A 19,487-nucleotide genomic window follows, 5' to 3' on the forward strand; every position below is an offset into this window, starting at 1 on the left:
TGTGGTAGGTCGTCCGAATGTGGACCGCGCCTGCCAGGTGCCGCGCCGGACGCGGCCGAGGCGGCCTACTGCGGTGCGGCGGTTAGCCCGGCGGTGGAGGTGTAGGGCTGGAAGATCGTGGGCCCACAGCGCACCGGGCAGCCTGGAAGCACAGGTCATGGGGGTGCTGTGGACGGCCGCCGAACTGATGACCCGCCGCCGCGGTGCGGAGGGCATACGGCGGCGCGCTGGCCCACAACACCGTACAGACGACCTTCACTCGGCTGTATGAGAAGAGCGCGTGGTGCACCGGGAGCGCGCTGGACGCGGGCATAAGTGCTGGCCGGTGCAGGACGGCGCCGCCACGGCCGCGGCGCGGGATGACCGGGCCCGCGACGCTGCCGGCGCGCTGGCTCTCGAGGTCATGGACCATGGTCCGGGCGTAGCCGAGTCAGACCGACCTCACCTGTTCGAGGCTTCGCGGGACGCCACCGCCGGGCTCGGACTGTCCATCGCCACGGCGCTGACCGAGGCCGAAGGCGGCCGTTTGGTGCTCACCAGTGGGGGCCGCCCGACGACGTTCACCCTCTGCCTGCCAGCCGACGAGCCGCCCCTCACGATGCGCGCGCGTCCTTCGCCGGACATCGCGGCGGTTCAGGCGCAGCCGGACCCATGACCGGCACGCGGGTTACAGCCGGAAGGCGGAGATCATCGAGTGGGTGGTCCGGGCACAACCTAAGGCCGGCAACCGCAGCAAGTCCTCGACGGTTCGCAGGGTGGAGCAATGGGTGTACGGCTCATCCGCGGTCACGTGATTCGTTCCGGAAGCGATCACGAGGGTGGGGATGTGGTTGTCGGCACCGCTTCCCTCGTCCCACGTGATGATCACGACGAGGTGCCCGGCCCGATAGTCCGGCCCGGCGAGAATCTGCGGAATCCAGTCCTGCAGCCAGCGGTCGCCATTGGCGGTACGCGACAGCGGGCAGGGTGCTGCGCCGTGCATGTCGTGGCATGCGTCCGGGCTGACCAGACCGAACGCGGGCAGGTTCCCGGTGGCGACGTCGGTGTGCAATGCTCCGGCCGCCGCCTGGCCCAGTGGCACCGCCCACTTGGCGCACTCGGCACGTTCGAGCGTGTAGTAGGCGGCCGGGACGTGCCGGACGAGATACCTTCCCTGGTGGGCGTTGGCCAGAACGCAGGTGCCCGGGGCGGACTCGGCGTAGTCGCGCCACTCGCGGCCGCTGGCAGCGACCTGGTGGAAGAGGTTGTCGCCGGTGAGCGGATGGTACTTGGGTGCCTTGTCGTCGCAGATGCCGTGGGTGGATCCGCTGGTGAGCAAGATGTAGGCCGCCAGGGACGGACACGAACGGGGATAGCCCGCATCGACGCGGCGCGCGGTGCCGTATCGGCTCGCGAGCTGGTTGATGTATCGGGCTTCCGGGTCGCCGATGATGTCGCCGTACTCGTGGTTCTCCTCCATGATCATCAGCACCTTGGTGGTCGGGCTGGCTGCCGCCGCCGGGACAGCGGGTGCGGAGGGCGCGGAGGGCGCCGCCCGTGTGGCGCAGCCGGCGAGCGCCAGCGCAACACCGGCGGCCAGCATCAGGGCGACGCGTCCACGCCAGGGAGCCTCCGCGTCGGTGTACCGAGTTGCGGCGGGGACATTTCGTGTGCGCCACCGCGCCTGGCGACGGTCCGTGGTCTTGTTCGGCCGGATCGCGCCGCCACGAGTTTGGCTGTCGGGTTGAGGGTCCGGGGCCGATTCACGCTCCGCGAGAGCCACAGGCCGGTCTGTTGCCATCCTGTTATCAGGTGTCTTGATCACTGACGGAACCTTGCCGGGGATGCGCTGAGAGAACGCTGAAGCCCGTGCTGCCGGTTCACTCATTTGTGTTGTGTGGAGCACCGCAGGGTATCCAGGCTGCTGAATCTGCCCAACGGCCGCCGGGTGGAGGTGGGCAGGGCGAAGTGTCGGGATCGGGCGCTGCCGGCACGTTGTGTGTCTGCTGCTCGGAGTGCGGTGGCTAAGCTGGCGACGCCTGTCGTTGTCACCGTGTTGCCCTGTGGCGCCAATCAGCGGGAGGATTCATGCGGGTACTGGTGGTCGAGGACGAAGTCGCACTGGCCGAGACCCTGCGCGACGGCCTCGGACAGGCGGGCTTCACGGTCGACGTGGCACACGACGGGGTGGACGGGCTCTGGACCGCCGCCGAGGCTCCGTACGGCGCGTACGACGCGATCGTGCTCGACATCATGCTGCCCGGCCTCAGCGGCTACGAGATCTGCCGCCGGATGCGCGCCCGCGAGGTGTGGACGCCGGTGCTCATGCTCACCGCGAAGGACGGCGAGTACGACCAGGCCGACGCGCTGGACTTGGGCGCCGACGACTATCTCAGCAAACCCTTCTCCTTCGTCGTGCTCATCGCCCGGCTGCGCGCCCTGATCCGGCGCGGCGCCCCCGCACGGCCAGCCGTACTGACGGCGGGGGATCTGACGCTGGATCCGGCACAGCGGCGGGTGGGCCGGGGCGCCACCACGATTCCGGTGACACCCCGGGAGTTCGCCATGCTCGAGTTCCTGATGCGGCACCGGGGCAACCCCGTGACCAAGACCGCGATCCTCGAGAATGTGTGGGACGCCCACTTCACCGGTGATCCCAACATCGTCGAGGTGTACATCGGCTACTTGCGTAAGAAGATCGACCACCCGTTCGGGCGGGCGGCGATCGAGACCGTGCGCGGCGCGGGCTACCGAATCAATCCTGACGGCGGGTGACATCCGGGCGCGACCCTTTCAACGTTTTCTCAGCCGCGATCTGGTGGATTGACCCTCTGCGAGCGTCACGGCAGGGGGACGAAGCCGATGGTCAGGAAACTGGGATCACCGGGCGGCCGGAACACCGCCGCGCAATGGCGGATACGGCCGCTGCCGGAACGGATGGGTCTGCGCACCCGCCGGGATGTACGGCAATGGCTGACGCTTCTCGGCCCGTCCCTCGGCCCGGGCCTGCTGATGATCGGTATCGCCCTGATCCAGGCGGGGCACCCGGTGCTGAGCTGGGATGAGATCGCGACGGCGGACGCCGCCGGACGCACCCCCGCCCAACTGTGGCATCTGATCCACCACGTCGACGCCGTCTTCGGCGCCTACTACCTGCTGATCCACTACTGGACCGCCGTCGCGGGCCAACGAGACCGCACTGCGCCTGCCGTCGATCATCGCAATGGGCGCCACGGTCGCCCTCACCGGCGAACTGGGCCGCCGCTACTTCGGACCACTCACCGGCGCCGTGGCCGGCCTGCTGCTGTGCCTGATGCCGAACACCTCCCGCTACGCCGACGAGGCCCGCCCGTACGCATTCGCCTGCTTCTTCGCCCTGCTGGCCGTCCTGCTGCTGCACCGCGCGGTGGACCTGCCGCGGCCAGGCCGCTGGATCGCCTACGGGGCGGCGGTTCTGCTGCTGGGGCTCAGCCACATCGTCGCCCTCACCACCCTCGTCGCGCACGTGGTCGTCGTGGTCCAGCACCGCACCCGGCGCGTCCTTCTCGCCTGGGGCATGGCGGTGGGATGCGCGCTGGCCGCCCTGACACCGCTGCTCTGGCTGGGACTGCACCAGCGCGGCACACAGCTGTCCTGGATCGAGCCCCTCACCCGCGGCAGCCTCTGGAAATTCCCCGGCATGCTGGTCGGCTCAGTCCCCGCCGGATGGCTGCTCATCGGCCTCGCCATCCTCGCCATCTGGCAGCCCCGCGGGAACGTCACGGAATTGACGGTCCTGGCGCTCGCCCCGGTCGCCGCCCTCGCAACCCTGTCCGTGCTGGTCGAGCCGTACTGGGTCGTCCGGTACATGCTGATCGTGCTCGCACCGCTGGCACTGCTGGCAGCGGCCGGGCTGGTGCAGCCGTTCGGCCCGGGCCACTCCCCCGCCGGATGGCGCAGCCGGCGCACCCTCGCCCTACAGATCGCGACCGCGCTCGCCGTGCTCAGCCTCGCCGTCGTCCCGGACCAGCGCGCCGTGCGCGGCGCGACCGCCAAGAACGGCAGCGACTACCGCACCGCCGCGCACCTCGTCGACCGTTACCAGCAACCCGGAGACGGGATCATCTACACGGCTCATTCACGGACCATGCGCACCGGCATGGAGTACTACCTGCGCCACGACCCAGGCCAGCCGCACGACCTGCTCCTGCAGCAACCGGCGGCCGACGTCGGCACACTGCGCGCCCAGGAATACCCAGACCCCGGCAAGCACATCGGCCAGGCCACACGGATCTGGCTTTTCACGTACGGAAATGAAGGTGATCCCACCACCGCACGGCCCGATCTGCGCGCCGTGCTCCGCCGCGGGTACCGGACCTTGGGCATCTGGACGCTGCATCACGCCACGCTGGCACTGCTGCGACGGCAACCCAGCCGCTGACTCCCTAGCCCACAGTTCGCCGGCGGGCCCGCAGGGCTTCGACGGCGATCGGCGCCAGCGACACCGCGACGATTCCGGCCAGGATCAGCTCGATATGCGAACGGACGAACGCCACCCGGCCGAGGAGCGCACCCAGCAGGGTGACACCGCAGGACCACGCGACACCGCCGACCACGTTGTAGAGCACGAATGATCGATATGGCATGTCGCTCGCTCCGGCCACGATCGGGGTGAAGGTGCGCACGATCGGCACGAACCGGGCGAGCACGATTGAGCGTGCCCCGTGGTGCCGGAAGAACTCCCGTGATCTGGCGAGGTGCTGTGGCGTGAATAGCCGGGACTTCGGCCGGCGAAACAATGTGCCCCCGAATCGCCGGCCGATCAGGTAGCCGACCTGGTCGCCGACGATCGCCGCTATCGAGATCAGCAGGCAGGCGAGCCAGAGCGGCAGGTGCAGGTAGGTGTCGGCGGCGATGAGTAGCCCGGTGGTGAACAGCAGGGAGTCACCGGGCAGGAAGAAGCCGATCAGCAGTCCGGATTCGGCGAAGACCGTGATGAGGATCCCGAGCACGCCGAATGTGGTGATGAGGTGTTGCGGGTCGAGTGCGGCCGGACCGAACGCATAGGTGGGGTCGCTGGGCATGAGCCGCCTTCCGATCGGTCGCCGTCGTCCAGCCGGCTAGAACTGCCGGCTGCGTCGTGTGTCGACGCAGGCCTCCGCCTATGCCGGTTACGGGTGCACCGTAGGCGTAGGTTCCTGAGAATTCGATGAATCCGATTCGCAGGGCAGGCGTACCCGTATGCCCGCGCCGTCGCTGCGGTCGTCGACGTCGATGGTGCCGCCGTGGGCGGCGACGAGTTCGTGGGCGATGGGCAGTCCGAGGCCGGCGCCTCCGGCCGTCCGGGCGCGGCTGTCGTCCAGCCGGACGAACCGGTCGAAGATCCGGGCGCGGTCGGCTGCCGCGATCGGGGCGCCGTCGTTGGCGACCAGGATTTCGGCCTGTCCCTGGTCGTCGTGCAGGCTGATGGTGACCCGGTCGCGGGCGTGCCGCATGGCGTTGTCGACGAGGTTGCGCAGCACCCGCTGCAACGCGTCGGCGTCGCCGCGGACCCGTACCGGGCTGACCTCGCCGTCCACCCGCAGTCGCGGGTCTTGCAGCGCGATCCGCTCACGTTCGGCGTACACGAGGTCGTCGAGGTCGACGTCCTCGTGGCGCAGCCGCAGGCCGTGGTCGTCCGCGCGGGCGAGCAGCAGCAGGTCCTCGACGAGGCGGGCCATGCGGGTGGATTCCTCGTGGATGCGGTGCACGGGGCGCACGGCCGGCTCGGTCGAGTCGGTGGCCTCGAGCAGTTCGACATTGGCTCGAATGGTGGCCAGTGGGCTGCGCAGCTCGTGGCTGGCGTCCGCGACGAACCGGCGCTGCGCCGCGGAGGCGGCCTCGATGCGGTCCAGCATGGTGTTCATGGTCTGGGCGAGCGCGGCGACCTCGTCGTCGACCGCCGGTACCGGCAGCCGAGTATGCAGGTTCCGCGAGGTGATGGTGGCGGCCTGCCGGCGCATCGCCTCCACCGGTTGCAGGGTGCGCCCCACGAAGAAGAACGTCGCCGCTCCTACCACCACCGCGAGTACCGGAAACCCCACGATCAGCGCCGCGATGACCGCTTCGGTGCCGTCGTCGACGGTGTCCAGGGACTCCCCCACCAGCACGGTCCGCCTGCCATCGATGGTGTCGACGCCCGCCGCCACGATGCGGAACGGGTCGTCGTGCGCCTCTGCCAGCCGCCGGGTCTCGGTCCGGCGCTGACCGGTGACCGGGCGCAGCGGCGATATCGCGGGTGCCCCCGCGATCGCGTCCGAGGCGGCGACGACCCGGCCGGTCTCGTCCAGCACCTGCACGATCGTGCGCTGGCGCGGGCCTGGGCGCAGCACCGCCGCGAGCGCGTTCGGGTCGGTGCCCCGCACGGCCGCAGCAACCTGCCCGGTACTGTCCTGGGCAGCCGTGTTGACGTTGTCCAGCAGGATCTGCCGGGTGATCGCCAACAGCGCGGCGCCGGACAGTGCCGAGGCGACCGCGACCACCGCCGCGGCGGCCAGCGCCGAGCGCATCCGCACACCGAAGCGTGGCCGCGTCCTGGCCAGCTGTCGCAGGCCCATCCGAACCCTCCTCCCGTCGTCAGCGACGACACCCTAAGTCCGGCGAGCTGTGCACGGGCTGAAAGTGGCTGATTGGGGCATGCTGCCGACCGGCGTGGGTGGTCACCCCGCTCTGCGCGTTCGGATTCAGGGTTTTCTCAGGCGGCGGCCGTCAGCCTTGCGGCCATGACAGCCGACACGGTGCCCGCCAGCACGACAGAGGTCGCCGAGCCCAGCGGCCGGTCCGCGCTCCGGCCACGGATCATGATCATGTCGGCGAGCATCGGTGCCGGGCACGACGGGGCGGCTGACGTGATCAGCCAAGGCCTGCAGACGCTCGGCTTCGCAATCGATCGGTGGGACTTCCTCGACCTGCTGCCGCCGCACTGGGGGACGCGGCTGCGCGACAGTTATGCGTCGCAGCTGCGCTACGTTCCCGTGACGTGGGGTTGGCTGCTGCGAGCCGTGGCCGGCCGGCGGTGCGCCCAGGGCGCGGCGGCCGTGTCGTACGCTGCGGCATCCGGCCGGATGCGTGCCGCCGTGCACCCGGCCACGGCCGCCGTGGTATCCACCTACCCGTTGGCCAGCCAGGTGCTCGGACGGCTACGGCGCACCGGCCGGCTGGCCGTGCCGGTGGCAGCGGTCATGACCGATCCATCCGTGCACCCGCTGTGCGTGGCCGAGGGAGTCGACGTGCACCTCGCTGCCAGCCGTCACGCCACCGCCGCCGTCACGGCTCTGGGCGGCGCGGCGGCAACAACCAGGCCGATCGTCAACCCCGCCTTCCGGCCGAGCCACCACCTGAGCGAAGCGGCGGCGGCACGGCAGCAGTTCGGCCTTCCGCCGCACGCACCGCTGGCCGTCGTGGTCGCAGGCTCGTGGGGCGTCGGTGACATCGACGCGACCGTACGCGACATCGCCGCCACCGCGACCATGCTTCCCGTGGTGATCTGCGGCCGTAACGACGCGCTGCGCCGCCGTCTCGCCGCAACCGGACAGACGCTGGCGCTGGGCTGGGTCGACGACATGCCCACGCTGCTGCGCACCGCCGACGTCGTCGTGCACAACGCGGGCGCGCTGTCCAGCCTGGAGGCGATGGCCAGCGGCGTACCCGTGATCAGCTACCGGTGCCTGCCCGGCCACGGTGTCGCCAACGCGGCCGTACTGGAGGAACTCGGCCTCTCGCTGTGGCCCCGCGATCCCCGCGACCTCGCGGGCGCGCTGGCCGTCGCTGTACACAGCGACCTGCGCGCCCGGCAGCACCAGGCATATCTGCAGCTGTGCGCGGCACCCGAGGCCGCGACCGTCGTCGCCAGCCTCGCCGGTCTCGCGGCGCTCGATCGCCCGAGGGCGGCGGTGTGCGCATGAATCGCCTCCGGCAAGCGGGTACGGCGGCCGCCGTGGCAGCGTCGGCGCTGGTTGTCGTGCAGGTCGCGCCCGTGGTCGCGGCGGTCGGCCCGCTGCGCCGCACGCTGTGGCCGGGACTCTCCGGACGCGGACGCCCGGGCCATGTGGCGCTGACCTTCGACGATGGCCCGCATCCGGAGGCGACCCCGCAGGTGCTGCGGATACTGGAGAACGGCGGCGTGCGGGCGACGTTCTTCCTCCTCGGCGAGATGGTGCGCGAACATCCCCGGGTAGCACGGGCTATCGCCGCCGCCGGCCATGAGGTCGCCGTGCACGGTGACGAACACCGGCTGCTGCTGCGCCGTAGCCCGGCCGCAACCCGCGCCGATCTCACCCGGGCAGCGGAGGTGATCACCGAGGTCACCGGTACCACCCCGCGCTGGTGGCGGCCGCCCTACGGGGTGGCCACCACCGCAGCCTTCCATGCGGCCCGGCGGCTCGGATTGACACCGGTCTTATGGACCCACTGGGGACGCGACTGGACCCGGAAGGCCACCCCGGACTCGATCGCCCGCAGCGTGTTGCGGCGCCCGGTCGACGGCGGCACGATCCTGCTGCACGACAGCGACCATGCCGCCGTCCCTCGATGCTGGGAGGCCACCGTGGCCGCCCTGCCAGGGCTTCTCGTCGCCTGTCGCGCCCGCGGCCTGGACGTCGGACCGCTGCGCGACCATGGCATCGAGACGGTGGAGGCAAGGATCGGGCACGACCGGACGCGCTGACGTCGAGCCGCGAAGGCTGTCGGGTCGCAATAGGGCCGCGCTGCTGTCAGCGGCCTGGAGTGGGAGTGGGCAAGCCGAACCCTCGGCGTCCGCCAATTTCAGCGTCCCTTCAGGTCCGAGCGCCTAGCGTGCGCAAGGTGGACCGTCGCGACGCCCTCCGGGCAGCCAGCGCTCTCGCCGCCGGCTCGATTCTGTCCAGCTGCTCCGGGCCGTCTCGGCCCCTGGCCAGCCACCCCGCAGCCTCGTCACCACCACCGCCCGCGCCGCAGGCAACGACCACAGCCAAGGCGCCGACTACGGCGCGCGAGATCAGCCACGGACCCCGGGACAGCCGTAAGGTGGCATTGACCTTCCACGGCCAGGGCGACCCCGTGCTGGCCGGGCGCCTGCTCGACGAACTGGCCCGAGGCGGGGCCCGAGTCACCGTCCTCGCGGTCGGCACCTGGCTCGGCACCCAGCACGACCTCGCCCACCGCATCCTCGCCGACGGCCACGAACTCGGAAACCACACCCAGCACCACGCGAACATCTCCGCGATGACCGCGGAACAGGCGTACGCCGAAATCCACGACTGTGCCCAAGTGCTGAGCGCGGTGACTGGCACCATCGGGCGCTGGTTCCGTCCCTCCCAGACCCGCCACGCCACCGGCACCATCCGGACTCAGGCCGCCGCGGCGGGATACCCCGCCTGCCTGTCCTACGACGTCGACTCCCTCGACTACACCGACCCCGCACCAGCCGCCATCGTCCACACCACCCTCCGCGCGGTACGCGGTGGTTCCATCGTCAGCCTCCACCTCGGCCACCAAGCCACCATCGCCGCCATGCCGGCACTGCTGGACGGCCTCCACCGACGGGGACTGACCCCAGTCACCATGAGTGAGCTGATCACATGACATCCCGTCGCACCCAGCTTGCCGCCCTGTCCCTGCTCACCATGGCCTGCGCCGGCTGCCAGCCGTCCGCAGCCGAACCTCCGGCCAGCCAGATCCGCCCGCGAGTAGACACTCCTGCAACGCACCCACCGACACGACTGGGACATTCCCTGCCGGGCATGCCGGCCCCTCTGGACCCGCACGACGTCTACGCCGCCGACCGGCCCGGCCACCTGTCGCCCCAGGTCCGGCACGACCGCCCGCTCGTCTACGTGCCGAACTTCGCCAGCAACACCGTGTCGGTCATCGACCCGCACACCTACCAGGTCACCCGCACGGTCCCGGTCGGACACGGACCCCAGCACGTCGTCCCCTCCTGGGACCTCCGAACACTCTGGGTCAACAACAACACCGGCGACTCGCTGACCCCGATCGACCCCCGCACCGGCACCTTCGGCCACCCGGTTCCCGTCGACGACCCGTACAACCTCTACTTCACCCCCGACGGCAGGTATGCCATCGTGATGGCCGAGGCCCACCACGACATCGTGTTCCGCGACCCGCACACCATGGCCGTCACACACGTCCTGCCGGTGGACTGCGGCGGCGTCAACCACGCCGACTTCTCACCCGACGGCCGCTACTTCATCGTCACCTGCGAGTTCTCCGGCGACCTACTCAAGATCGACACCGCAGCGCAGCGAATCATCGCCCGGCTGCACCTACCGGGCGAGCACCCCATGCCACAGGACATCAAGATCGCCCCGGACGGGCGTACCTGGTACGTCGCCGACATGCAGACCAGCGGCGTATGGCTGCTCGACGGCGACGATTTCACCACCCCCGCCTTCCTGCCGACCGGGGACGGCGCCCACGGGCTCTACCCCAGCCGCGACTCGCGCTACCTGTACGTCACCAACCGCGGCGCCGGCACCATCTCCGTCATCTCCTTCGCCACCCGCACCGTCGAACACACCTGGCGGATCCCCGGACACGCGAGCCCCGACATGGGCGGCCTATCCCCCGACGGGACAGTCCTGTGGCTGTCCGGGCGCTACCACCGGGAGGTGTACGCGATCCGGACCACCGACGGGCACCTGCTCGCCCGCATCAGAGTCGGCGCCGAACCGCACGGCCTCTGCGTCTGGCCCCAACCCGGCCGATACTCCCTCGGCCACACCGGCATCCTGCGATGACGATCCACCGCTGAGGCGCACCGCCACGCCGCGCCTGACAACGCGGCCAGCACCGCACGACGCCATCGGCGAGGGCACCTGGCCAGCTACACCGCCTCCGCCGCAACCGTTCAGCATTTCCTCAGGGTGTCCGGGCGATGATCCGGCGGTGAATTACAGGTTGTTTGAGGCCCTGAACGGGTTGGCTGGACGGGTCGATGGGATCGACGACTTCATGGAGTTCAGCGCCGTCTGGCTCATCTATGCTCTCTTCGCTTTGGTAGCAGGCCTGCTCGCCATCGCGGTGTGGCGACGCCGGCTACGCCCGGTGGTCGCCGTCGGCGCGTCGGGAGTCATCGCTTTCGCTACGGCGACCCTGATCGGGCGTTTCAACACCGAGGTACGCCCCTTCCAGTCCCACACGGTGCATCAGCTCATCGCCCACGAACCGGGGCCGACACTACCCAGCGACCACGCCACCGCAGCATTCACCCTCGCACTGGCGGTCGGGGCCTTCCTGTACCGCCGGTGGGGACTGGTCCTAGGCGCGGTCGCCCTGATCATCGGGGTGTCAAGAGTCTGGGTCGGTGTGCACTACCCTGCCGACATCGTCGCCGCCGCACTCGTCGCCGTGCTGTCGGTAGCCATCGTCCACGTGGCCAGCCGCGGGCTGCGACACCGGCCGGAGGCGGGGTCGCGAGCGCCCGTCCGCGCAGCCACCGACGTCACCCCATGAACCGCCGCCTGCGTGGCGTCACCGGGCTGCTCGCGGCGCTGGTAGTGGCGCTGGCCGGCTGCGCCCGGCCAGCCCCGACTCCGACGCCCGTGCCCGTGCCGCCCGTGCCCAGCCCTGACGTGTCGCCCGGCCGGTACATGAAGGTCCTACTCATCATGGAAGAGAACCACGAGTACGGGACCATCATCGGCGACCCTGACGCGCCCTACCTCAACGACCTGGCGACGACCTATGGCATCGCCCGCAACCTCGATGCCGGCTACCCGCCGCAGTGCCCTTCACTGGCCGCCTACCTGCTGCTGACCAGCGGCAGCACGCACGGCATCTGCGACGACCGGGCCCCCGCGCCCACCCGTTGACCGGCGACAACCTGTTCCACCAGGTCGCCGCCAGCGGCCGCGAATGGCGCAACTACGCCGAATCGGCGCCCGGCCCGTGTGTGCTGGACAACGCGGACCAGGGCCGCTACCTGGTCCGGCACGTGCCAGCCACCTACTACCTCGACGACCGCACCGAGTGCACCGAATGGGCACCACCGCTCGGCGAACCGAACGTCGGCGCGTTGCACACCGACATCACCGACGGCACCCTGCCCGCGTTCGGGCTCGTCAGCCCCGACGCCTGCCACGACATGCACGGCGCAGACGCCTGCCCGCAGCAACTCACCGCGACCGGCGACAGCTGGCTACACGGTTGGCTCACCCAGATCCTCGCCGGGCCCGACTACCGCACCGGCCACCTCGCCGTGATCATCACCTGGGACGAGGGCAGCAAGACGAACAACCACATCCCCACCCTCGTGGTAGCACCGGGCATCCACCACGTCACCGCTGATCAGCCATACACCCACTGCTCCACCCTGCGCACCATCGAGGACATACTCCGGCTCCCGCCCCTGGGCTGCGCCCGAACCGCTCCCACCATGACGAACGCGTTCCAGCTGTAGATGATCAGCCACGGTGCAAATGCCCTACGAACGCGTGGCACCCAGACCTTGCCGCGCGCGCATCCCGGCGTGCCGGCCGTCTGCCGCGATCCCTCCGGCACCTTCGCCCGCTCCCGGCAATCCAGATGGACGGTCGACGCCTACGACGACGCCTGAGGTCCGGGGTCTGCACAGCCAGGTCGTCGACGGCCAGGCCGGCACCTTCACCGGCGGCTACGACGCCGACGGCTAGATCAATACTGAGAAACGGCCCGACGAGCTGACCGTCAAGCACTACTACAACGAGGAAGCCGGGTCGGGTCAGTCCAGCCAGGCGAGTCGGGCCACCCCACCTACGCCGACCAGACTGCACACGACCACCTGAAGCTGGTCGCGGCCATCGCCGCCGGCACCGTCGCCGCTTGACCGCGCGCTGCCCTCCACCGACAGAAGATCGCGGACGTCATGAGCCTCCGCCGCTGCCCGCCGGACCCTAAGAGCGGGTTCCACGGGTGGCCGGACGGAACGACATTACCAATCCGCAGGATCCATGGGCAGCACAGAGCGTTTCGAAACGAGCCGCCCCGATCTGGTTGGCGCGCGGTCGTGCAGATCATGACCCCCACCCACGGCGCGGCCGCCCCGCTGACTGGAGCACAGCGCACCCCTCATGCTCCCTGCCTCCGGGAGAAGGGATGACAAGCAGCCCTCCCATGCCTGCCCTACCGCAGGGATCATTGGCACTGACGAGCGCACACCGACACCATCTCGCTCACACCCAGGGCAGCCAAACCGCCTGCCTGCCACGTACGCGTTCGTGACATGCAGTGTTCGATTGCTTTCTAAGGGTTGTTCGCCGTAGGCTGCTCGGAGTGGACGACGGGGATGAGAGCGATCGTTTCGCGGACGCGATTCGCATTCTGCTCCTCATCGCCGCGGTAGCGGATGACCTCGATCCCACTGCCTTGGCGTCCGCGCCTCGCGGTGCCATCGCGGTTCTGTACGCCGAGGGTCGCCTGCAGAAGCTGGATTTCTGGCTGCGAAATCCCGACTACCTCGCCGACGAACTGCTGAACGACTATGAGCGGTGTCTGGCCGATGTGGAGGAGCGAGCTTACGCGCCAATTCTGCTCGATCTAGCGGGCAAGATCCTTGACTCGGACGAACCCGAGGTCTGCTCGATTCCGATGGTCCGTTACCTGTTCGGAGCGTTCGAGTCCTTGGACCGAATTCTGTCGATCTTGGTAGCGCCACGGCTGCTGGTCGTCACGCAGCGCCGCACTGCACACCGGATCTTGCAGGACAACTACTATCTGACTGGGAGGGGCCGGGAGGTCGCTGCACAAGCAACCGCCCAGTTCCCGGAACTGCGCTGGTACACCGAGCGGGCTCTGTTGGTGAAGGCATTGGCGGATGGCAGCGGTCACTCGGCGCTGGCGCTGCGTAGACGGCAATACCTTCAGCGTGACTACGCCGAGACTCCGCTCAAGGAAACCATTCCGTCGATCGCGGCTCGCGCCCGCGATCGACTCGCTCAGCTTCGCGCCGCCGCCGTCGAGGAGCCCGTCGCGTGACGCCGAAGATGACAATTCCGCAGGACAGCGACCTGTACGCGGCGATCGCGGCGAAGGTTCCCGGCGCCGATGCAGGACGGGTCCGGCAAGTCCTTGACTCGTACGGGGTAGCGCTGGCCAGCCCACTGCCGGCGCGGCGTGAGTTGCGGGTGCGCCGGCTGACCTGCGAGGGCGAGAAGACGGGGACTACGGACAACGACGGGCCGTTCACTGTCGATATCTCGTTCGGCGACGGGCCGTGGGTGCTCGCGAGCAAGGTGAACTCGGCCGGTAAGTCGACCCTGTTGTGGGCGCTGAGCTGGGCGTTGCGCGGGGAGAGTGTTGACGAGTTTCGCCGTCCGGAGACGGCTGGATGGTTGCGGTATGTGCGGGCTGATCTTCAGGTCGGTGGTGTGCCGGTGTCCGTGCGGCTGGAGTTCCTCCGGCCTGGCCAGCCTTCAGCGACGCTGCTCACGGCCGATAGCGTCGATCAGCTGCTCACATTGGACGGCCGCGACGTCGACGGGGCCGGCGTGCGGGCGGTGGCGACCGCGGCGCCGCCCGACGTCAAGGGACTGGTCGAACGGTTGATGCTTGACCGTCTCGGGCTACGGCCGATCTCGGTGTGGGCGGCCGAGCCCGGCGCTCCCAAGGACGAGGCCGGGCAGCGAGACAGCGCTGAACACTTCCATTCTTGGGCCAGCTTCTACTACGCGATCGCCCTCAACGCCGGACATGACAAGGTCCTGCTGGGCCCGACCGCGTTCGGCCAGTTACCGGCTAAGCTGTTGCAGATCTTTCTGGACGTGCCATACGTCCCCGAGCTGACGCACCTGGTGTCCGCTCAGAAGAGGGATGACCAGGAGGAGCGTCGCGTCAAGCGGCGCGCCGAAGAGGATGCCGAGGCGCGGCGGGCGCAGATTCAGCCGCTGCGAGAGGCGCTGGCGTCGGCGAAGTCGCGGTGGGCGGAGCTACAGTCACGCCAACCCGACCTCACCGGATTGCTCACGGCGGCCGATGCTGCGGCGCGGAAGATGGCCGAGCGTCAAGCGATCCATCTCGACCTTCAGCAACGATTCGACGCCGCCCGCCGCGAACGGCTACAAGACGAACGTGCTGCTCGCCGCGCACGGCAGAGCGCCGCCGCACGGTTGCTGCTCGGGGCGCTGAATCCGGAGGCGTGCCCACGATGCGATCACGAGATCGACGAGCCTCGGCGGGCGGCGGAAGAAGCCGACCACCGGTGCGCGGTCTGCAGCAATCCATTGCCTGCCCAGGAGGAGGACCCCGACGCCCACGCGGTGCTCCTGCAGCGGCACGCCGAGCGGGAACTCGCGTCACGAAGTGCGGAGGCCGCGGCGAAGAAGGCCGCAGAGGACGCCACCGCGCGACTTGGCGAAAGCCGGGACCGGTACGAGCAATTGCAGGCAAAGCTGGAGGCCATTCGGTCGGATGCGGCGCAGCAGGATCTCGTCGCCGTCCAACGCGAGTGCTACCAGCTTGAAGGAGCGCTGGCGATGGCCACGGGCGCCAGCGCCGCTGTCCCGGCCGTTGTCAGCTCTTACCTGGCGACGCATGAGTCGCAGCTGGATGCACAGCTTGACGTGGAATCTGAAATCCTGGCAAGCGCGATAGCTGTGCTGCAGGAGAACGTCCGTAACCACAGTAAGGCACTGTTCAGGGACCTCAACGACAAGATCGTATCGATGGCGCGTAGCTTGGGCGTCACCAACCTGACCAGCGTCGACCTGGACGCCGCAGGTCGTGTCAACGCCCGCAAGTCCGGAGTGAAATGCGCATTCAAGGACTTCAGCCCAAGTGAACGGCTGCGGATGCGGATCGCCACGATCATCGGCATGATCACTGTCGGGCACGAACGCGGCATCATGTCACACCCGGGACTGCTGCTCATCGATGCGCCCACGGCCGAGGAGGTCGTCCCGGGGGACGCCCGCGTGGTGCTGGAGGCGTTGTACGAGATGGCCAACCGCGTTGCCGGCATACAAATCGTGCTCACGTCCACCGAGGAGGTGCTGTGGGAGATCTTCCCGGCGGATCGGATCATCTCCGGGCCCGGCTCGCGGCAGCTGTTCTGACTGTGAGGATGGCGTGCCGGACCTGATGCACTGACGGTCGAGGGCATGATCGATCTTTGCGAGGGAGGTGCATAGTGCCGGGGATCGAGCTTCGCCTTGCGGACTGGGCCCGCCGAGCGACGCCCGCCGAGCGACGCGCCGGACCAACGATCGAGAATCTCGGCGGTGTGCGCCCTGACGAGGCCCGGCAGCTGGCCACGGGGCCATTCTTGGTGTACCTCATTCAGGCCGCCGCGCATCAGCAGCGGACCGGCTTGGTCGACGACGCTCAACCCCTTCGCGCGGCGGTCCTCACCGGTTTGCTCGAGCAGCAGCGGCACTCGGCCTTCGCGAGCGCAACCGATGTCCTGACCCGGCACCCCGATTTCGCTCGCGCGCTCGGCGCCGGGCTCCCGCGCGCGTTGCTCGCACGCCTCAACGCGATGTACGACGCTGGCGACGAACCGGCACCGGCGCTGATCGCCGCCGAAGCGGCCGATTGCCTGGCCCGCCTCACCCTGGCCGGGGTCACCCGGGCCGCACAACTGCTCGGCGCACTCGACTCGGCGACCGAGGATGTCGCCGCCCTTCCTGAGCCGTTCGCCGCGCGGCTTCCCCGGCTGCTCGGCCTTCTTGAGGCCCATCACCCCGGAACCGGCCTGCGTGAGGCGCTCGAACGGCTTCTACCGCTCGACCACACCTGCCGCGACGCCGCCTTCGAACTCGCCCTTACCGACTTGCAAGACGCGCTGCAAGCATCTAATGCCACGACCATGACGGCGGGACTGGTCTGCGTCCGGCGGCGCCTGGCGGAACTGCTTGCGCAAACCTCCGAACGCCTGGACGCGCGGATCTATCACGACGCAATCGACGCCGTGCTGACCCTCGCCGGGCCCGAGGCCACGACCCGGATACCCGCTTTAGCGGCGTCGCTGCACACCACCCTTCAGAAGTACCGGGCGTGGCGGCACAACACTCACTTGCCCACTTGGTCGCGTTCGTCCTGTGACGACATCACGGCCTGGGCCGAACTCACCGCCGTCCTTGACGCGGCCGCCCGCCACGTCGGCGAGGACGACCCCTGGTACGACGACGGCCAGGCCATCCTCATGACTTTGCTCACCGCTTACGGCGCGGATCGGACCGTGACGGTCGTCAAGGAGAGGTCCATCGCCAGTGTCGTCGAGGTTCTGGTCGCGCCGGCGATCGAGGACGTCTTCCTCCGCAGCGACAATCGGATCCGCTTCCTCGAGCACGCGGTCGAAAATGATCCCCTTCTGCGCGCCGAGCCCGCGGCCGTCCGGCTGCTCGGTTCCCTGCGCGACCGCTCACGATCACCGGCCGTGCCTGATGGGCACCCCGACGGCGGTGGTCTGGGAAAAGTGCGACGCTGGCCGCTGGTCGGTCAGACCGTCACTCCAGCGGAATTCACCCAGCTCACTGAAACGGCGCCAGAACAGGTCCTGGATCGTCTGGAACTCGCGCTACGCACCCACGAAGACACCCACGCGGCAGCGATGGATCCGAAACTCGGCCGGCTCATGGACCGGCTCGTGGGCCAGCTCCAGCAGAGCCCCGACTGGATCCCCGACATCGCAGACCCGTTCCATGTGCTGCTGAACACCACAGTCCGGTATGCGTTTCTGTGCTACGACATCGGCCGCAAGATGGGCGGCTCCTACACCGAGTACCTCCGCCTGAGAGACGCGTCGAAGAAGAAGCAGAAGGTCGACGAGGCTCTCTTTCACCAGCACTTCTACGAGGTGCTCTGCTTCTCCTCCCTGTTCCGCATCATCGACGCGGAGGTCATAGAACACGCTGGCGGACGTGTCGACATCCGCGCCTCGTTCGGCCCCGTGCGGTTCAACGTGGAATGCAAGATCGAGGAACACGACGCGAGTGAAGCGGCCCTCCGCCACTACGCCGCTCAAGCGATCGAGTACCAGAACACCAATGCCGCGTTCGCGATCCTTCTCGTGCTCGACAAAACCGAGCACGCCGAGGGAACAGTGAATCTCTTCGAGAGCATCTGGGTCGAGCAGGTCCAGCGCAACGGCGAGTCGTCACCATGCCGGGTGGTGACTATCCGCGTACCCGGCGGCCGGGACGATCCATCATCGCTGCGCGCCCCTGACCGCCGGACCTAGGACGCGCCGTGCAAGCCATAGCCAAGGTCGGCATCGACATCACCGGTCCGAACCGCAGCCATGCAATCCGACACCGTGAACGAGTCACGTGATCATCACCAAGGTCAACGACGACGCCTGCGGTCTTCTCGGGCAACGCCATGCCCGGCCGCCGAGCACCCCATACGCGACGAAAGTCTGAGGTGCCTCAACCTGGGCTCTCCTCCTCGTCGGCGAGCCACAATAGTTCCACGCGGCCGTCGCGGTGCACCACCCATATGCCACCGCAGGCTGGCCTCGGCGCAGATAAGATGGATCCGGCTCATCCCGTTGAGGAACGCCCCCGCCATATCCGCGAAGCCCATGTTCCCGTTCGACAGCGCGAACAAAGGCACCCGGTGCAGGGCGACCGCCTCCCGCTCAGCCGTGCGGTGCCGGATCTTCTTGTCTTTGGTGAGGGCCGCCCAACCGCGCGACCCAGCGTGGGCAATCCACGAGTCGTCGTCGAGCTGTTGTGAGACTTCCTCTCCAAAGACCTCGGCGAGGGTGTGCACGTTCTCCCCGACGTCCCGCAATGCCGTGACAACACGTCGGCCGATACTTCGGTCGGCTAGGAACTCAAGCGGCACGCCGGGCCATCACGCGCAGGACAGTCTCAACCTCAGCAGTGCCGATGCCATACTCATCAGCGATATCCTCCACCGACTCGCCGCCGCCGTAGAACAGGTCCGCTATGGTCTCGATCGGCACCTTGCTGTCGGCGAACACCGGCTGGCCAAAGCCGAATCGCGGGTCGATAATGACCTCGGCGGCCTCATAGGGCTTTAGCCGGATCCGGGCGGCGAACCCGTCCTCGGCGTACGACACGAATTTGATAACGGCTTCCACAACTTGCCGTAGCGCCTGCTGCCCGTCTTTGGCCCGAACCCATTCGGGAGCCACCCGGCTAGCTGCGTTGTAAAGCAGTTCCCCGCCGTCCGTGGCGATAGTGTGGGTGGCCAGTACGTATTCCTCACCCGTCTCATGGCGTAGACGCGCAACGCCGGCCCGGATGTGCCGCATCGGTAGCCCCGTCTTGCGGAGCTCACGCAGAATCTGCGCCTCGGCCAAGGCGATGAACGGCAGACGTGGGCCGTGCGGAGCTGGCGGAGCAACAGAGTGCATGACCGGCTGCCCGGAGCCCTGGGCGATCCACTCCTTGATCGTGGACCCGGGGATACCGAGGTGCACGCCGGCCGCCTGCGCGGTCATGAGCGGGACGGTGAACCGCCGATCCCGCTGCGCCCCCTGAGCCATATATGCACCGTAGCGGTTCAGCGACAGATTGCGGCAGCACGGGTCTACAACAGTCCGGAACACT

19 protein-coding genes are annotated in these 19,487 nt (G+C 68.8%); 13 read left to right on the forward strand and 6 right to left on the reverse strand.

Annotated elements, in window-relative coordinates:
• Window positions 1–325 precede the first annotated feature (325 nt).
• On the forward strand, window positions 326–655 hold the full coding sequence (locus ACMCNN_RS29905; protein ID WP_412743796.1) for an ATP-binding protein: 330 nt from the start codon (window positions 326–328) through the stop codon (window positions 653–655).
• A gap of 12 nt (window positions 656–667) precedes the next feature.
• Here the strand turns inward: ACMCNN_RS29905 and ACMCNN_RS29910 are convergent, their stop codons facing one another.
• Window positions 668–1,804 carry an alkaline phosphatase family protein gene (locus ACMCNN_RS29910; RefSeq protein WP_412743797.1) on the reverse strand — a complete coding sequence of 379 codons (1,137 nt, stop codon included), beginning with the start codon at window positions 1,802–1,804 and terminating at the stop codon, window positions 668–670.
• A gap of 263 nt (window positions 1,805–2,067) precedes the next feature.
• Here ACMCNN_RS29910 and ACMCNN_RS29915 point away from each other — a divergent pair, with 263 nt between their 5' ends.
• Window positions 2,068–2,754, forward strand: a complete 687-nt coding sequence (locus ACMCNN_RS29915; protein WP_412743798.1) for a response regulator transcription factor — start codon at window positions 2,068–2,070, stop codon at window positions 2,752–2,754.
• A 105-nt stretch (window positions 2,755–2,859) separates the two neighbouring features.
• Here ACMCNN_RS29915 and ACMCNN_RS29920 read toward each other — a convergent pair whose 3' ends face one another.
• Complete coding sequence (locus tag ACMCNN_RS29920) at window positions 2,860–3,213, reverse strand: hypothetical protein (RefSeq protein ID WP_412743799.1); 354 nt, start codon at window positions 3,211–3,213, stop codon at window positions 2,860–2,862.
• On the opposite strand from ACMCNN_RS29920, the gene ACMCNN_RS29925 reads away from it, so the two are divergent.
• Complete coding sequence (locus ACMCNN_RS29925) at window positions 3,203–4,399, forward strand: hypothetical protein (protein ID WP_412743800.1); 1,197 nt, start codon at window positions 3,203–3,205, stop codon at window positions 4,397–4,399. The genes ACMCNN_RS29920 and ACMCNN_RS29925 overlap by 11 nt on opposite strands.
• 4 nt (window positions 4,400–4,403) lie before the next feature.
• On the opposite strand, the gene ACMCNN_RS29930 is transcribed toward ACMCNN_RS29925, so the two are convergent.
• Together ACMCNN_RS29930 and ACMCNN_RS29935 are read right to left on the reverse strand one after the other, a co-directional pair.
• Window positions 4,404–5,042, reverse strand: coding sequence for a DedA family protein (locus tag ACMCNN_RS29930; RefSeq protein WP_412743801.1), 639 nt, complete (start codon window positions 5,040–5,042; stop codon window positions 4,404–4,406).
• Between the two features lie 87 nt (window positions 5,043–5,129).
• Entirely contained in the window at window positions 5,130–6,554 is a 1,425-nt protein-coding gene (locus ACMCNN_RS29935) for a sensor histidine kinase (protein WP_412743802.1), read from the reverse strand.
• Window positions 6,555–6,719: 165 nt separating this feature from the next.
• Here ACMCNN_RS29935 and ACMCNN_RS29940 point away from each other — a divergent pair, with 165 nt between their 5' ends.
• The 10 genes from ACMCNN_RS29940 to ACMCNN_RS29985 all read left to right on the forward strand — a co-directional run bounded on the left by ACMCNN_RS29940 (window position 6,720) and on the right by ACMCNN_RS29985 (window position 18,148).
• Window positions 6,720–7,901, forward strand: coding sequence for a glycosyltransferase (locus ACMCNN_RS29940; RefSeq protein WP_412743803.1), 1,182 nt, complete (start codon window positions 6,720–6,722; stop codon window positions 7,899–7,901).
• The gene (locus ACMCNN_RS29945) at window positions 7,898–8,662 is read left to right on the forward strand and encodes a polysaccharide deacetylase family protein (protein ID WP_412743804.1); all 765 of its coding nucleotides are present in this window, start codon (window positions 7,898–7,900) and stop codon (window positions 8,660–8,662) included. Before ACMCNN_RS29940 ends, ACMCNN_RS29945 begins: the two co-directional genes overlap by 4 nt.
• Before the next feature lie 137 nt (window positions 8,663–8,799).
• Window positions 8,800–9,558: a polysaccharide deacetylase family protein gene (locus tag ACMCNN_RS29950; protein WP_412743805.1), complete on the forward strand. Its 759-nt coding sequence runs from the start codon at window positions 8,800–8,802 to the stop codon at window positions 9,556–9,558.
• A 158-nt stretch (window positions 9,559–9,716) separates the two neighbouring features.
• On the forward strand, window positions 9,717–10,733 hold the full coding sequence (locus tag ACMCNN_RS29955) for a hypothetical protein (RefSeq protein WP_412743806.1): 1,017 nt from the start codon (window positions 9,717–9,719) through the stop codon (window positions 10,731–10,733).
• A 148-nt stretch (window positions 10,734–10,881) separates the two neighbouring features.
• Window positions 10,882–11,448, forward strand: coding sequence for a phosphatase PAP2 family protein (locus ACMCNN_RS29960; RefSeq protein WP_412743807.1), 567 nt, complete (start codon window positions 10,882–10,884; stop codon window positions 11,446–11,448).
• Window positions 11,445–11,807 carry a hypothetical protein gene (locus tag ACMCNN_RS29965; RefSeq protein WP_412743808.1) on the forward strand — a complete coding sequence of 121 codons (363 nt, stop codon included), beginning with the start codon at window positions 11,445–11,447 and terminating at the stop codon, window positions 11,805–11,807. Before ACMCNN_RS29960 ends, ACMCNN_RS29965 begins: the two co-directional genes overlap by 4 nt.
• Complete coding sequence (locus ACMCNN_RS29970; RefSeq protein ID WP_412743809.1) at window positions 11,804–12,394, forward strand: alkaline phosphatase family protein; 591 nt, start codon at window positions 11,804–11,806, stop codon at window positions 12,392–12,394. The genes ACMCNN_RS29965 and ACMCNN_RS29970 overlap by 4 nt, the downstream gene beginning before the upstream one ends.
• A gap of 851 nt (window positions 12,395–13,245) precedes the next feature.
• The gene (locus ACMCNN_RS29975) at window positions 13,246–13,947 is read left to right on the forward strand and encodes a hypothetical protein (protein WP_412743810.1); all 702 of its coding nucleotides are present in this window, start codon (window positions 13,246–13,248) and stop codon (window positions 13,945–13,947) included.
• Entirely contained in the window at window positions 13,944–16,022 is a 2,079-nt protein-coding gene (locus ACMCNN_RS29980; protein WP_412743811.1) for a hypothetical protein, read from the forward strand. Before ACMCNN_RS29975 ends, ACMCNN_RS29980 begins: the two co-directional genes overlap by 4 nt.
• A 74-nt stretch (window positions 16,023–16,096) precedes the next feature.
• The gene (locus ACMCNN_RS29985) at window positions 16,097–18,148 is read left to right on the forward strand and encodes a hypothetical protein (RefSeq protein WP_412743812.1); all 2,052 of its coding nucleotides are present in this window, start codon (window positions 16,097–16,099) and stop codon (window positions 18,146–18,148) included.
• A 104-nt stretch (window positions 18,149–18,252) separates the two neighbouring features.
• Here the strand turns inward: ACMCNN_RS29985 and ACMCNN_RS29990 are convergent, their stop codons facing one another.
• Both ACMCNN_RS29990 and ACMCNN_RS29995 read right to left on the reverse strand, forming a co-directional pair.
• Window positions 18,253–18,756, reverse strand: a complete 504-nt coding sequence (locus ACMCNN_RS29990) for a hypothetical protein (RefSeq protein ID WP_412743813.1) — start codon at window positions 18,754–18,756, stop codon at window positions 18,253–18,255.
• Window positions 18,746–19,378, reverse strand: coding sequence for a DUF433 domain-containing protein (locus ACMCNN_RS29995; RefSeq protein ID WP_412743814.1), 633 nt, complete (start codon window positions 19,376–19,378; stop codon window positions 18,746–18,748). The genes ACMCNN_RS29990 and ACMCNN_RS29995 overlap by 11 nt, the downstream gene beginning before the upstream one ends.
• Window positions 19,379–19,487 lie beyond the last annotated feature (109 nt).

The organism is Krasilnikovia sp. MM14-A1004 (assembly GCF_047159485.1).
Lineage (GTDB): Bacteria > Actinomycetota > Actinomycetes > Mycobacteriales > Micromonosporaceae > Actinoplanes.

Bases quoted from the DNA above. Each gene is read 5' to 3' on its own strand.
- ACMCNN_RS29945 (WP_412743804.1), top strand. From the start codon at position 7,898: ATGAATCGCCTCCGGCAAGCGGGTACGGCGGCCGCCGTGGCAGCGTCG.
- ACMCNN_RS29955 (WP_412743806.1), top strand. From the start codon at position 9,717: ATGCCGGCCCCTCTGGACCCGCACGACGTCTACGCCGCCGACCGGCCC.
- ACMCNN_RS29915 (WP_412743798.1), top strand. From the start codon at position 2,068: ATGCGGGTACTGGTGGTCGAGGACGAAGTCGCACTGGCCGAGACCCTG.
- ACMCNN_RS29940 (WP_412743803.1), top strand. From the start codon at position 6,720: ATGACAGCCGACACGGTGCCCGCCAGCACGACAGAGGTCGCCGAGCCC.
- ACMCNN_RS29935 (WP_412743802.1), bottom strand. From the start codon at position 6,554: ATGGGCCTGCGACAGCTGGCCAGGACGCGGCCACGCTTCGGTGTGCGG.
- ACMCNN_RS29925 (WP_412743800.1), top strand. From the start codon at position 3,203: ATGGGCGCCACGGTCGCCCTCACCGGCGAACTGGGCCGCCGCTACTTC.
- ACMCNN_RS29930 (WP_412743801.1), bottom strand. From the start codon at position 5,042: ATGCCCAGCGACCCCACCTATGCGTTCGGTCCGGCCGCACTCGACCCG.
- ACMCNN_RS29995 (WP_412743814.1), bottom strand. From the start codon at position 19,378: ATGACCGCGCAGGCGGCCGGCGTGCACCTCGGTATCCCCGGGTCCACG.
- ACMCNN_RS29965 (WP_412743808.1), top strand. From the start codon at position 11,445: ATGAACCGCCGCCTGCGTGGCGTCACCGGGCTGCTCGCGGCGCTGGTA.